Origin of the sequence: Brachybacterium sp. FME24, assembly GCF_014897705.1 — a bacterium.
Taxonomy (GTDB): Bacteria; Actinomycetota; Actinomycetes; order Actinomycetales; family Dermabacteraceae; genus Brachybacterium.
The window spans coordinates 171,946-185,199 of record NZ_JABUXV010000012.1 but is presented as its reverse complement, the minus strand read 5'-3'; the positions used below and the strand labels follow the sequence as shown (position 1 = coordinate 185,199).

12 protein-coding genes are annotated in these 13,254 nt (G+C 68.8%); 4 read left to right on the top strand and 8 right to left on the bottom strand.

Translation table 11 applies throughout. The features are described from left to right. Positions 1-56: 56 nt before the first annotated feature. Both INT51_RS15065 and INT51_RS15060 read right to left on the bottom strand, forming a co-directional pair. Positions 57-1,400 (bottom strand): SLC13 family permease, encoded by a 1,344-nt coding sequence (locus INT51_RS15065; protein ID WP_193106138.1) that lies wholly within the window; start codon positions 1,398-1,400, stop codon positions 57-59. A 72-nt stretch (positions 1,401-1,472) separates the two neighbouring features. Next, positions 1,473-2,840, bottom strand: coding sequence for a homoserine dehydrogenase (locus INT51_RS15060; protein ID WP_226832494.1), 1,368 nt, complete (start codon positions 2,838-2,840; stop codon positions 1,473-1,475). A gap of 187 nt (positions 2,841-3,027) precedes the next feature. On the opposite strand from INT51_RS15060, the gene otnK reads away from it, so the two are divergent. The 3 genes from otnK to INT51_RS15045 are packed head-to-tail and all read left to right on the top strand — an operon-like array spanning position 3,028 to position 5,694. After that, positions 3,028-4,257, top strand: a complete 1,230-nt coding sequence (gene otnK, locus INT51_RS15055) for a 3-oxo-tetronate kinase (protein ID WP_193106137.1) — start codon at positions 3,028-3,030, stop codon at positions 4,255-4,257. Next, positions 4,254-4,901 carry a class II aldolase/adducin family protein gene (locus INT51_RS15050; RefSeq protein ID WP_193106136.1) on the top strand — a complete coding sequence of 216 codons (648 nt, stop codon included), beginning with the start codon at positions 4,254-4,256 and terminating at the stop codon, positions 4,899-4,901. The genes otnK and INT51_RS15050 overlap by 4 nt, the downstream gene beginning before the upstream one ends. Before the next feature lie 16 nt (positions 4,902-4,917). After that, positions 4,918-5,694: a DeoR/GlpR family DNA-binding transcription regulator gene (locus INT51_RS15045; RefSeq protein WP_193106135.1), complete on the top strand. Its 777-nt coding sequence runs from the start codon at positions 4,918-4,920 to the stop codon at positions 5,692-5,694. A 13-nt stretch (positions 5,695-5,707) separates the two neighbouring features. Here INT51_RS15045 and INT51_RS15040 read toward each other — a convergent pair whose 3' ends face one another. The 6 genes from INT51_RS15040 to INT51_RS15015 all read right to left on the bottom strand — a co-directional run bounded on the left by INT51_RS15040 (position 5,708) and on the right by INT51_RS15015 (position 12,103). Then, positions 5,708-6,700, bottom strand: coding sequence for a class I mannose-6-phosphate isomerase (locus INT51_RS15040; protein ID WP_193106134.1), 993 nt, complete (start codon positions 6,698-6,700; stop codon positions 5,708-5,710). After that, on the bottom strand, positions 6,697-7,923 hold the full coding sequence (locus tag INT51_RS15035) for an ADP-dependent glucokinase/phosphofructokinase (protein WP_193106133.1): 1,227 nt from the start codon (positions 7,921-7,923) through the stop codon (positions 6,697-6,699). Before INT51_RS15035 ends, INT51_RS15040 begins: the two co-directional genes overlap by 4 nt. Positions 7,924-7,937: 14 nt before the next feature. After that, a complete protein-coding gene (locus INT51_RS15030) occupies positions 7,938-8,819 on the bottom strand; it encodes a ketose-bisphosphate aldolase (RefSeq protein WP_193106132.1) in 882 nt (293 codons plus the stop codon). Positions 8,820-8,906: 87 nt separating this feature from the next. After that, complete coding sequence (locus INT51_RS15025) at positions 8,907-9,824, bottom strand: carbohydrate ABC transporter permease (protein ID WP_226832558.1); 918 nt, start codon at positions 9,822-9,824, stop codon at positions 8,907-8,909. A gap of 1 nt (position 9,825) precedes the next feature. Then, complete coding sequence (locus INT51_RS15020) at positions 9,826-10,782, bottom strand: carbohydrate ABC transporter permease (RefSeq protein ID WP_193106131.1); 957 nt, start codon at positions 10,780-10,782, stop codon at positions 9,826-9,828. 46 nt (positions 10,783-10,828) lie between these two features. After that, positions 10,829-12,103 (bottom strand): sugar ABC transporter substrate-binding protein, encoded by a 1,275-nt coding sequence (locus INT51_RS15015; RefSeq protein ID WP_193106130.1) that lies wholly within the window; start codon positions 12,101-12,103, stop codon positions 10,829-10,831. 330 nt (positions 12,104-12,433) lie between these two features. Between INT51_RS15015 and INT51_RS15010 the strand changes: the two genes are divergently transcribed. After that, the gene (locus INT51_RS15010) at positions 12,434-13,234 is read left to right on the top strand and encodes a DeoR/GlpR family DNA-binding transcription regulator (protein WP_193106129.1); all 801 of its coding nucleotides are present in this window, start codon (positions 12,434-12,436) and stop codon (positions 13,232-13,234) included. The last annotated feature ends 20 nt before the right edge of the window (positions 13,235-13,254 follow it).

Here is a 13,254-nt window from a genome sequence, read left to right as displayed (position 1 = left end):
GCTATCGGGGGCCACCCACCAGTCACTCGACTGACCAACCTCCCTGGACATCACATCTAGCCGGTGATGACGAACGGCACCACCATGGTCGCGATCGTGACGACTGGCCCGATGATGACCATCGCCAGGCCCCAGCGGGTGAGGTTGCGGTACACGCGTGCACGGTGCTCCTCGACGGTGGAGGCCACGATCGTGGCCCCCGTCGTGCCGAACGGGGCGCAGTCCACGAGGGAGGCGGAGATGGCGAGCGCGTAGATGAACCCGGTCATCTCCAGGCCGCCACCCGGAATCAGCAGTGGCACGGCGAGCGGCACGAGCGCACCGATGATGCCGATGGTGGAGGCGAAGGCGGAGACCAGCGCCGCGATCACGCAGATCACCAGAGCGGCGACGAGAGGCGAGCTGACGGAGCGGGCGGCCTCGCCGAGCTGGTCGATCGCGCCGAGACGGGTGAGCACGCTGACATAGGTGATGATGCCGCCGAGCAGCAGGATCGTGTTCCAGTCGATCCGCTTCATCGCCGACTTGCCGATGCGCGGATCGATCAGTGCGATCGCCACGGCGATGACCAGGGCGACCACACCGAGGTTGACGTCCACCTCGGCGAGGGTGAGCAGGAAGAACGACACGATCAGCAGCGGGATCGACACGAGGACGAGGATCTGCATCGCGGTCAGGGTCTTGCGCGCCGTCTTACCCGGGGCGTCGACCTGCTGGGCCACGGCGACGCCGCCGCTTCCCAGGGAACCGTCGGCGTCGGCCGTAACAGGGGTGCCACCGGCACCGGCCTCCCGGGTGCGGCGGATCAGCTCGCGGCCGCCGAACATGAAGAAGGCGACGGCGACGACGAGCGCGTTGATGCCGATGGACAGCACGAACATCAGGGCCGGGTTGTAGGGGATGTCGGCTGAGCGGGCCACCGACATCACCGTGATGCCCACGATGGAGGTGGGCGCAAGTGCACCGCCCACGATGGCTGAGCTCATCGCGATGCCCATCATCGTGGAGTTGATGCGGTGGCTGTGGGCGAGGGTCATCGCGATCGGCACCACGGCGAACGCCGCATGGGAGGTGCCCAGGCACGCGATCAAGGTCGCAATGGCCCACAGGCCCCAGGGCAGCAGTGCCACCCGGTTGCCGATCAGGTCCAGCGAACGATCCACCAGCCAGTCGATGGTGCCGGTCTCATGGGCGAGGCCGAAGAGGTAGGTGATGCCCAGCAGGATGATGAGGGCGTCGACAGGAAACCCGCCGAGCACCTCGTCCAGACTCTCCCCTACCAGGCCAATGCCGATGAGGAAGGAGAAGACGAGTGCGAGCGCGCCCATGTGGACGTTGCGCAGGGCCGAGATCGCGAAGACGGCGACCAGCCCGATCAGGGCGATGATCTCGATGCTCATATTGCAGGCTCCAGGGTGGTGCGGGGACGGAGCGCCAGGGGCGTCCGACGGGGGGTGTGGTGCGTCATCGCGTCACTCCTTGGTGGTCGTGGTGACGGCGCGGCCTTCGCGGTGAAGGTCGCGGGCGAGCGGGTCGATGCCCTCGACGTCGCTCTCGTGCAGGAGGGCGCCGGCGGGGAGGTCACGCACCAGGCGGGTTCCGTCGAGGAGGTAGTAGGCGGTCGCGTCGGTGGTGGCGTCGAGCATCACCGGGGCGACCCCGTCGATCTCGTGGTGATGACCGTGGACGGCCAGCTCGGTCCCGGCGGGCAGGTCGCGCAGGGCGCGTGCTGCGAGGAGGGTGGTCGTCCGGGGCACCGGGGAGTAGCGGCGGTCGATGGCGGCGTGCACCGTCAGAGGCGTCTCCACCCCCATGTAGTGGTAGGGCCAGTAGAGGCAGGCGTATCGGCCGTCGCGGCTGATCACGTGGCCCTTGCCGCGCAGCACCTCCCAGGTGACGGGATCACCGGTGCGGACCACGGCGAAGACGCCGCCGGCGAAGCTCGCCTCGCCGGGAAGGCGGAGAGCGCTGAACACGTCCACCGCTCCGTCGGCCGTGAGGATCCCGCCGTGCTCGCGGGCGGCGTAGATGTCGGCGAGCTCGTCGATGCGGGCGACGGGGTAGTGCATGGCCTCGACGTCGGCGACGGTCGCGGTGCGCTGGGCGACAACGGTCATCTCGCAGGAGTCCGCCGCGGCGGCGCGCTTCAGGGCGGCGACGGCCCGGGCGCGGGCGTCGAGGGTGCCACGCGCGTCGTCGCCGAGTTGCAGAAGCTCTCGCAGCTGCGGGGCGTCGATCGTCTCGTCGGCCTGGGTGACGGTGCCGCTGGCCGGGTCGAAGAGCAGGTCGTACTCGCCTGCCTTGCCGATGGCGACGACGTCGAGGCCCACGGCTGCGACCCAGTCGAGCAGGCGCAGGAGGTTCGCGGGCTGGTCGCCGTCCCCGGGCAGGTAGCTGAGCCCCGCGGCCGCGGCCCGGGTGTGGAGGGCGACGCCGGCGACGGTGTCCACCTCCTTGCTGACCATCACCACGTGGGTGGAGCGTTCGAGGGCGGTGGCCGCGTACGCGGTGCCGTGGGGAACCTTCCCGCAGGCTTCGACAAGCACGTCGAGCGAGTCCCAGTCGATGCCGTCCGCGGCGGTGACCACGGCGATGCCGCCGTCGGCCACGATCTGCGCGGTCCGCTCGGGGGTGTCGGAGACGGTGGCACGCCCGGCGAGCCCAAGGTCCTCGAGCATGGCGAAGACACCGTCGAGGTCCGGATCGACGAGCACGGCGGGAAGGATCTCCGGGGTGGAGGCGAGCTGGGCAAGGAATGTTCGCCCGTAGCCGCCGTTGGCGCCCGTGAGCGCGATGCGAATCGGAGACCTGGCACGGTCGGGATGTGGAAGGAGCACCATCGGCCCTCACTGTCGTGGTGGGTGGATCAGACCGGGATAACAATGCCAGAGTTTCCATCTTTGTCAACTATCGCACCATCGATTCACACTGATCCGTGCGTCTGTGAGAGGATCCCTGAGACACGGCGTGGCCGACCCGGCCCGCGCGGAGCGCACTTCCGGCACGGGCCGGCAGAGAGGGGACGGCATGCTCGCAGCAGTGGCCGATGACTTCACAGGGGCGACGGATCTCGCGATGATGCTGCGCGCCTCCGGCCACCGCGTGGTGGTCACGATCGAGGATGCCGAGCTCACGGCCGAGCAGCTCAGCACCGTGGACGCCGTGGTGGTCGCGCTAAAGACCCGCACCGCAGAGGTCGCCGATGCCGTGGACCGCTCGCATGCGGCGCTGACCCGGCTCCGTGGCTGGGGCGCTGACCGCTTCTACGTGAAGTACTGCTCCACCTTCGACTCCACTGACCGCGGCAACATCGGCCCCGTGCTCGATGCGGCGCTCGATCTGCTCGGGTCCTCACGCTGCGTGGTGGTCCCCTCCCTGCCGGCCAATGGTCGCAGGGTGCGCGAGGGCCTGCTCCACGTGGGTGAGAAGCTGCTGGAGAACTCCTCGATGCGACACCACCCCCTCACTCCCATGACCCGCTCCCGGGTCGCGGATCTGCTCCGCCCGCAGACCGTGCACGCGGTCGCCGAGATCCATCGGGAGCAGATCCTGCGCGGCGCCACCGCACTGCGGGAGGCTCTGGAAGCGACCGATTCGCCCTACATCGTCCTGGACACCGAGAACGAGGAGGACCTGCGCACGATCGGGGCGGCCGTGGCCGGGAACGTGCTCGTCTCCGGCGGGTCCGGGCTGGCTCTCGGCATCCCCGGGCCCGCCGGCGAGGTCGACGACTGGCAGGCCCCGACGGCGGGCCGGCGCGCAGTGCTGTGCGGGAGCGTCTCCGCTCAGAGCCTCGCCCAGATCGAGCACGCTTCACGCACGCAGCCCGTGCACGTGATCGACGTCCCCGCTGCCGCAGCGGACCCCGCCGCCACGGCGCAGCGCATCGTCGCGTGGATCGATGAGCAGACGGAGCAGGCGATCCCCGTGGTCTGCGCCGCTCGCACCCGCGAGGACGTGCTCTCGCCCGTCGAGGGACTCGATCCCGCCGCGACCGTGGAGGCCGTGATCGCCGCGGTCGCCGCGCAGCTCGTGGACTCCGGGCGGAGCAGGGCGCTGATCGTCGCCGGCGGCGAGTCCAGCGGCGCCGTGGTCGGCGCGCTCGGTGCCACCGCGCTGCGCATCGGCCCCGAGATCGCCCCGGGTGTGTGCTGGTCCCTCACGGAGTCGGGCGGCACCGCGGTGGCCCTCGCCCTGAAGAGCGGGAACTTCGGCGCCGACGATATGTTCACCACCGCGTGGGAGGTCCTGGCATGAGCGTGATCGATGACCTCATCGCCGCCGGCCGCGCCCTGGTCGACGCCGGCCTCAGCCCCGGCAGCACCGGGAACCTCTCCGCCCGCGATGGCGAGCGCATCCTGGTCTCCGGCACCGGCACCTCGCTCGGAGCGCTCTCCCCCTCGGACTTCGCGATCACCGCTCTAGACGGCACGGTTCTGGGCGGGGCGAAGGCCTCGAAGGAGACCCCGCTCCACCTCGGCCTCTACCGGCGACGCAGCACCCACCGCGCGGTGGTGCACGTGCACTCGCCGCAGGCCACGGCCTTCTCCTGCACGCAGCCGTGGAGCGAGGCCAACGCCATCCCTCCGCTCACCCCCTACTTCGTGATGCGGGTAGGCAGCACTCCCCTGCTCCCCTATCGGATGCCCGGCTCCCCGCAGCTCGGGGTCGATGTGTTCGAGGCACCCGGTGACTTCCGCGCGGCCCTGCTCGCCAATCACGGCTCCGTGGTGGCCGGCACCAACCTCGTCGACGCCGTCGAACGGGCTGTCGAAGTGGAGGAGGCGTGCCGGATCGCCCTCCTCACCGCGGGCACCCCCAGGCGCGAGCTGAGCGCCGAACAGGCCGCCGAGCTCGCCGAGCACTGGCACAGCCCCTGGGCCGCGCCGACCGTACACTGACGCCGGAGGTGGCACCGTGGGAACTTCACCGCTGATCCCCGAGCAGCGACGACAGCAGATCCTGGACCATCTGCGCACCGAGCCGGTCCTGAGCTATCGCCAGCTCACCGAGCTGCTCGGCGTCAGCCAGATGACCGTGCGGAGAGATGTCGCCGTGCTCGACGAACAGGGTCGCGCCCGGGCCACTCAAGGTGGCGTCACGGTGCAAGCACGCCTGCTCGAGGAGCCGCCGAGGGCCGCCAAGGCCGAGGCGAACATACCGGCGAAGTTCGCGATCGCCGCCGCAGCAGCCGCGATGGTCACCGATTCAATGACCCTCTACCTCGACGCCGGGACCACGGTCCAGGCCCTGCGCCCCCTCCTCCAGGAACGTCGCAACCTCACCGTGGTCACCAACGACCTCGGCACCGCGGGCGCCTTCCTCGACCATCCGTCGGTGGATCTCCTCTGCGTAGGAGGCCGCGTCGACGTCGCGAACCAGTCGATGATCGGGCGCCTCGCGGCCCTCACCCTCGGCGAGCTGTCCCTCGATATCGCCTTCATCTCCTCGAGCTCCTGGGATGCGAAGCACGGCATCACCACACCCGTCGAGGCCAAGATCGACGCCAAGCGCGCCGCCATGGCGTCCGCGACCGAGTCGGTGCTCCTCGCCGACGCCGGCAAGTTCGGCCACTTCGCGAAGTACCGGGTCGCACGGCTCGACGAGTTCCGGTCCATCATCTCCAATGCAGCGCTGGCCGCGGGGGACGTCACCGCGGTACGAGAGCTCGGGCCACAGGTGATCGTCGCCTGATTGATCGAGTCGTTCAGGCAGGAGCTGGCGGCCGAGCCACGATCACTTCGAGATCCGCCTCTCCGTCGATCGCCACCGCTCCCCATGCATACGGGACCACGAAGGTGCTCCCCTGCTCCAGCACGATCTGTTCGAAGTCCTGGTTCATCGCTGCGCCGTTCCCAGCCATCACGATCAACACGGCGAACCCCGCTTCGATCTCATCCCCCGCCCTCACCCGATCCACCCGGAACGGCGCATCGACCCCGGCGAGCAGGTCCCCCGTCGTGCCCCGTCCAGCCGTGACGAACTGCTCCACCATCTCGCGTTCGATCCCGGCCGCCACCGCACCCGCGGCCGTCTCGTCGTCAAGGCCCAAGTGCCCGCCCGCACCACCCGGGAGCGGGAAGTCCTTCCACTCGAGGAAGATCGACAGATCAGCAGGTTCCTGCACCTCGACCATGAATGAGCCGCCGCCGATGGCGTGCGGGATGCCTGGCGGACAGTACACGACGTCTCCCGCCTGCACGGTGAGCGTATGCATCAGCGCGAGCACCGGGGCGGTCTCCCCCGCCGCCAGCAGCGGAAGCACCTGCTCATGCGTCACCTCGGGCAGGAACCCGATGTGCGCGTCGCCGTCGCTGAGGGAGATCCAGGCCTCGGCCTTGCCGTGCGTCAGCCCCAGGTGCTCTGCGGAGAACTCGCGGCTGGGGTGAATGTGCACGGGCAGGCGTTCGCCGGCGTCGAGCAGTTTCGTGAGCACTTCGGTGCTGTCGCCGAACTCGGCGACGTGCTCGGCGCCCAGCCAGGCGACGGGGTCGGCGGCGACGGCGTCGCGCAGCAGCCGCCCGTCGGGCAGCGTCGACAGGCCGAGTCCGGGCTCTCCCGTGACCTCGGTGGTCGAGCCGACCCAATCCTCGGGGTCGAACTCGCCCTGGGCGGGGACGCCGCGGAACTCCGCGATGCGGGCGCCCCCGCGGTAGAAGCGGCCAGGGGGCTGGTTGCGGTCCAGGCGTACGGGTTTCATGAGACCTCCACGGTCGAGGGGGTTCTGAGAGCGGCGTCGGAGTCGACGACCCCGGCGAGGAGCCCGCCGAGGAAGGTGTCGCCGAGGCCGATGGTGGTCGGAGTTGCGGCGCGCAGGGTCCGGGCAGGGACTACCACGACAGGGGCGCCGAGCAGAGCCGGCAGCCTCCGCGCGATGTCTTCGCCCTGGGGACTGCGGGGCTGCGCCCGCACGAGGTCGAGGGAGGTGGCTTGCGCGCGGTCCCCGTCGAGGAAGCGGGCACCGGCGGCGAGGTTCCCGCTCTCGAGCGCGGCCTCGAGTTCAGGGGCCTGCGCGCCGGCGGCGAGCGCCCAGTACTTCGAGTGCACCACGAGAGTCCCCCCGGGGATGTTCTCCAGCACGGTGGTCACCGCCGAGGCGATCTGGGCTGCGTCGGTGACGTCCACCGGGGTTCCGGTGAACGAGGCGAGCTCGTCCTCGTTCATCCCGATGACGGTCGCCCGGGAAGCGAGCTCGGACCACACCCGTCGGCGGAAGGCGGGGACGTGGTAGTCCGAGTCCTCATAGAAGACGCGCAGGCCGGCCGGGGCGTCGTCGAGCGTGTCCCGCAGGGCGCGCAGGCGGGCGTTGAGGATCTGCTCGTCACGGATCGAGTTGAGGCCCGAGAGGACCAGCACTCCCCCGGGCTGCAGCCACTGCGGCAGGGAGTCGTGGAGCGGGGTGAGCTCGCTGACCGGGTCGTGCACGAGGATCACGCGGTTCGAGTGCGCCGCTACGAGGGTCCCGTCCCTCAGTTGCACGCGCAGCCCCGCGGGGTACTGGACGATCAGGTGCGGCACGTACTCCGCGGGCGGGGTCTGCTGCGGAAGGGTGGAGCCGTCCACGAGCAGGCTCTCGAAGGTCTCGTCCCGGCCGGGAACGTGCAATACGTTCGGGTGTCCCAGCTGCGCCAGGATTCGGCCGGCGCGCACGTTGGTCCCGCCCAGGGTGGTCTCGTGCTCGAAGTGGCTCTCGAAGGCGAGGACGGCGTCGACGGTGGAGACGTAGCGCTCTCCGCCGACGCCGTCCCGCAGGAAGTCCAGGACGCTGAGGAGCACATCGTGTTCCGTCCTGAGCTCGGCCGGCTGCCGGATCTCCGTCAGCGAGACGGCATGGTCGTCGACCAGTGCCTGCAGTCGCGAGGGGTCGAGGGCGACCTCGCTGTCGAGGCAGCCGCCCAGGCCCAGCACGATCGAGGTGTTCATCAGCGTCGCCCCTCTCAGCGCAGGTCGGTGAGCCGCGGGTAGAGCGCGGCCTTGCCGTCGGCCGCGAACAGGCGGATCTTGTGTGCCGCCGTCTCCTTCATCGCCGCGATGCAGTCGGGCTGGATGACGTTGGGCTCCCGCTTCCCGCTCTCCTGGAGTACCTCGCGCATCTTCTGGTGGTAGGCGACCTTGATGTCGCTGGAGATGTTGATCTTGTTGACCCCGAGCGTCACGGCCTCGGCGATCTCGTCGTCGGGGTTGTTCGAGCCGCCGTGGAGCACGAGCGGGATCGAGACTGCGGCCTTCAGCTCCTTGAGCAGATCGAGCTTCAGCTCCGGCTTGAGGTGGGAGGGGTAGATCCCGTGCCGGGTGCCGATGGCGACCGCGAGGCTGTCCACCCCGGTCTTCGCCACGAAGTCCTTCGCGACTTCGGGGTCGGTGTAGATGATGTCGTCGGTGCCCGCCTCGGCCTCGTCGTCGGTCTTGCCGATGGTGCCGAGCTCCGCCTCGACGGAGAGCCCCAGCGGGTGGGCGACGCCGACAGCCTGCTGGGTCAGGGCCACGTTCTCCTCGTACGGGTGCATCGACCCGTCGAGCATCACCGAGGTGAATCCGGTGCGCACCGCCAGCAGCATCTGCTCGTACGTCGCACCGTGATCGAAGTGGATCGCCACCGGAACCGATGCCCGCCGGGAGGCCTGCACGATCGCCGGCATGACGTCCTCCCCGACATGGGCCAGCTCGTCGGGGTGGATCGCCACGATGAGCGGACTGTCCAGCTCCTCGCTGATCTCGATGACGCCGCGCATCATCGCCCAGTCGCTGATGTTGAACGCCGGCACCGCGAAGGAGTTCTCGTGCGCGGTGGCGAGCAGGTCGATTCCATTGATGAGCATTCGCTCGGTCCTTTCGTCGAACCCAGACGGTGGTGCCTGGGAGGTCGGGGGGTCGGGCCGGGCCCCGGTGAGGCCGGCCCCGAGGGGTCAGGCCTTGACGGCGCCGGCGGACATCCCGCTGAGGAAGTACCGCTGGAAGAAGGTGAACAGCACCAGGATCGGAATGGATCCGAGGATGCTCATCGCCATGATCTGGCTCCAGTCATAGGAGTGCTGTCCCATGAGCAGCTGGATCCCGATCGGCACTGTGCGCATCTCGTTGGTGCGCGTGAGCGTCAGCGCGAACAGGTACTCGTTCCACGCGATCATGAACGTATAGACGCCGACGGAGACCAGCCCCGGTACGGCGATCGGCAGCAGGATCCGGAAGAGCACCGTGAGCGGGCCGGCGCCGTCGACCATGACGGCTTCGTCGAGCTCCCGGGGCAGGGTGTTGAAGTACCCGGTCATCATGATGATCGCGTAGGGCAGCGTGAACACCATGTAGGTGAGGATCAGTCCCCCGTAGGTGTCATAGAGCCCGAGGGTCACCACCAGCCCGAAGTACGGGATCAGCAGGGTGATCGGCGGGACGGCCTGCACCGAGATGATGACGACGTTCAGGGCCCGCTTGAACGGGAAGTCGTACCGGCTGAGCGCATAGGCGGCGAGCACCGAGGCCAGCAGGGTCAGGACGGTGACCGAACCGGCCACGATGTAGCTGTTCAGGAAGAACCGCAGCTTCTCGCCGTCGGCGAAGATCGCGACGTACGAATCCAGGTTCATCGCGGAGGTGATCAGCTTCGGCGGCCACGCGAACACCTGGCCGTTGGGCTTCAGCGACGTCGAGGCCATCCAGAGGATCGGCAGCGCGGGGAACAGGGCGCAGACGAGCAGCGCGACGTGGATCCCGATCTTCTGGGGCCTCTGGTTCCGTCGGGCCCGGGCTTGCGGGGCAGGAGTCGGGGTGGGGGCGGGGTGGGAGTGCGACATCGGCGTCGTCGGCCTTTCGCGCAGGGCGGTCATCTCAATCACGCGCCTTCTGCTGTCGGACGTACAGGATCGCGAGGATCATCGAGAGCAGCAGCACCACGACCGCGCTGGCGGACGCCGCACTGAAGTCGTAGTTCGAGAACGCGAGCTTGTACGTGTAGGTGCTGAGCATCTCCGTCGTATCGACGGGGCCTCCGCCGGTGGTCATCCAGATCAGGGCGAACTGCTGAGTGGTCCAGATGAAGTCGAGGATCGCCATGCTGAGGATGATCGGGCGGAGCTGCGGGATCGTGACGTGGAAGAACTGATGGACCGGCCCGGCGCCGTCCACGCGCGCTGCCTCGTAGAGGTCCTTCGGGATGCCCTGGAGACCGGCGAGCAGGCTCACCATGAAGAAGGGGTAGCCGCACCAGATGTTGATGAAGGTGACCACAGGCAGCGCGGTCGCGGAGCTCGAGAGCCACTCGATGCTGGAATCGCTGATCCCGAAGGTGGTGATCAGGTAGTTCACGATCCCGTTGGGGTTCAGCAGCATCCGCCACAGCACGGCCACGACCGCGACGGTGAACAGCCACGGCAGGATGAACACGGTGCGGAAGACGGCTCGCACCGCCGGGCTCAGCAGCTCGGAGTTCAGCAGGGTCGCGAAGGCGATGCCGATCGCGAAGTGCGCGATGACGCTGACGCCGGCGAAGATCGCCGTGTTGGAGGTCGCCTTCCAGAACGTCCCGTCGGAGAGGACCTGCTGGTACTTCTCGAAGCCGACGAACTCCGTGGAGGGGACCGTGACGGCAGAGTCCTGGAACGAGTACCAGACCACCATGACGATGGGGACCGCCATGAGCACGAGCATCACGATGAGCGTGGGCGAGAGGAAGGCGTAGGGGCGCAGGGGCGATCCCTGCAGGTGGCTGCGGCGGGGGCGTCGCGGCCGGTCGGAGCGCTCGGGCGACGCTCCGAGCGTCGGCTCGACAGCGGTGGATGCAGGCATAGGGGCTCCTTCGAGGGAAGCGGATCGGACGACGGGCGGACCGAGGTCAGAGCTCCGCGGTCCACGCTTCCTGCGCTGCGGCGAGCGCCTCATCGACGCTCTGGGATCCCTCGAGGGTCTTCTGCAGTTGTTCGGCGAACTCGCGCATGAGCTGCTCGGCGACCGGGAGGCCCACGAACTCGTTGACCGGGGTTCCGCTCTGCCAGACGTCGAAGGCGGTCTTCATGACGTCGTCCTCCTTGACGGCCTCCGGCACCGCGGTGGAATTTCCCGGGAACGCGTTCGCGGCCGTGGCCATGCGGGCGTTGACGTCCTCGCCCATGAGGAACTCGACGAGCTTCCAGGCCGCCTCCTTGTTCTCCGAGGCCTCGGCGACTCCGATCCCCCAGCTGCCATAGGTGACTCCGGGCGTCCCCGCGGCGTCCGCGCCGGTCGGCATGGCGGCGACCTGGAAGTCCAGGTCCGGGGAGTTGGTGCGGAACATGTTCACGTGCGCGACGGTGTCCACGATCATCGCGGCGCGACCGGAGCTGAACTCCTCGACCTTGTCCTGCTCCTTGAGCGTCGCGGAGCCGGGCGCGATCAGGCCCTGCTCGTCGAGCTCGACGATGTAGTCGAGAACGCCCTGGACCGCGTCGCTCTCGAGCGCCGGCTTCCCCTCGGCGAGCATCGACTGTCCGTCGGCCCACAGCCAGGACATGACGTCGTTCTGCACGCCGTTGGGGGCTTCGAGCGAGAGCGGGAGCACCCAGCCGGCGACATCGGGATCCGAGTCGACCACGGCCTTCGCGGCGGCGGTGAACTCCTCGCGGGTGGTCGGCAGCGCATCGATTCCGGCCTTGCCGAGAGCGGTCCGGTTCGCGAAGAGCATGTAGGCGAAGTTCACGACCGGGATCATCCGGGTGGCCCCGTCCACCTCGACCTTCGCCGCGAGGTCGGCGTCGTCATAGGAGGCATCGCTCATGAGCTGGTCGAGATCGCCGAGGGCGTTCTGCGAGGCGAGGTCGTTGACCCAAGCCCCGTCCAGTCCCAGGACGTCGGGCATCGTGCGCGAGGCGGCACCGGCGATCAGCTGTTCCTTGGTCGCCGCGTAGGGGCCGGAGAGCAGCTCCACCGTGATCCCGTCGTTGGCCTCCTCGAACTCGTCCATCAGCTCGCGGAGGAAGCCCTCCGGGAGCTCCGGCTCCCACCATTGCTGGAATTCGAGTTTCCCGTCCCCACCGGATCCCCCGGAGGAACCGCAGGCGGCGAGTGCTCCGGCCGCGCTGGCGGCACCCATACCTGCGAGGACTGTGCGGCGACCTAGAGCACCGTTGCTCATGACAACCTCCCGTTGCGACGTGTTGCGTCTTTATGCGTTCTTATGCGCGCTTCTGCGAACATGCCGAGGACAGTAGATGAGGCGTGGATCACCTGTCAAGAGGTCAATCCGCGGCGAAAACGGCTCAGGAGGGTCCACGATCAGCCGCAAACAGCACCGCAGATCCGCGCATCACGACCACTCTGGTGCGCTATCGTGCGTGGAAGTGCGTGCGACGCAGAGAGTTCATGGGAGCCATGGGCGCAGCGTCGGCGCCATGGCAGGCGCGGTCTCCCCTGGGGTTTCCGGGCACCACCGAAGCCAGGCCGCTGCGGCCGGAGGGAGATCAGGATGTTGCCTGCAGGCAGGAAGTCAGAGCTCGAAGCGATCGTCTCGAGCTCAGGGCACGTCACGGTGACCCAGCTGACGGAAAGGTTCGACGTCTCCGCCGACACCATCCGCCGAGACCTCGATGCCCTGAGCGCGGAGGGCAAGGTGGTGCGCACCCGCGGTGGGGCGATGAGCAAGGCGACCACCGCCTGGCCGGAGCTGACGGTCAACGTGCGTCAGGGAGTGCAGAACGAGGCGAAGGAAGCCATCGCGGACCTGGCCGTCGGGCTGGTCTCGGACAGCTCATCCATCATCCTCAACGCCGGCTCGACGGGACTCGCCGTCGCTCGACGCCTGCAGGACCTGCGCGATCTCACCGTCGCGACGAACAACATCCTTGTCCCCTCGGCCATAGACCCGGCATGCCTGCGCGAGCTCTATCTTCTCGGCGGGCGAGTACGGATCGGCTCGCAGGCGACCGTCGGCGCCCTGTCACTCGGGCTCTCCCCCAACGGCGCACCCATCTCCATCGCCGCGGACATCGCGCTCATCAGCGTCGGGGCTCTTTCGGCCGATCGGGGGTTCTCGACCGGCGACCCCGGCGAGGCGCAGATGATGGCGTCCATGATGGAGCGCGCCGACCTCGTCGCCATGATGGTCGACTCCTCGAAGTTCGAGAAGCGACTCTTCGCGGAGGTCGCGCCGCTCACTGCAGCCGACTTCGTGATCACCGACGCCCCGCCGCCGGAGAACCTCGCCCGGGCACTGGCCGATGCTGGGGTGAAGGTGCTCGTCCCGTCGGCCGCCGCTCAGCGACCATGAACTGCAGGGCAGAACTCGCC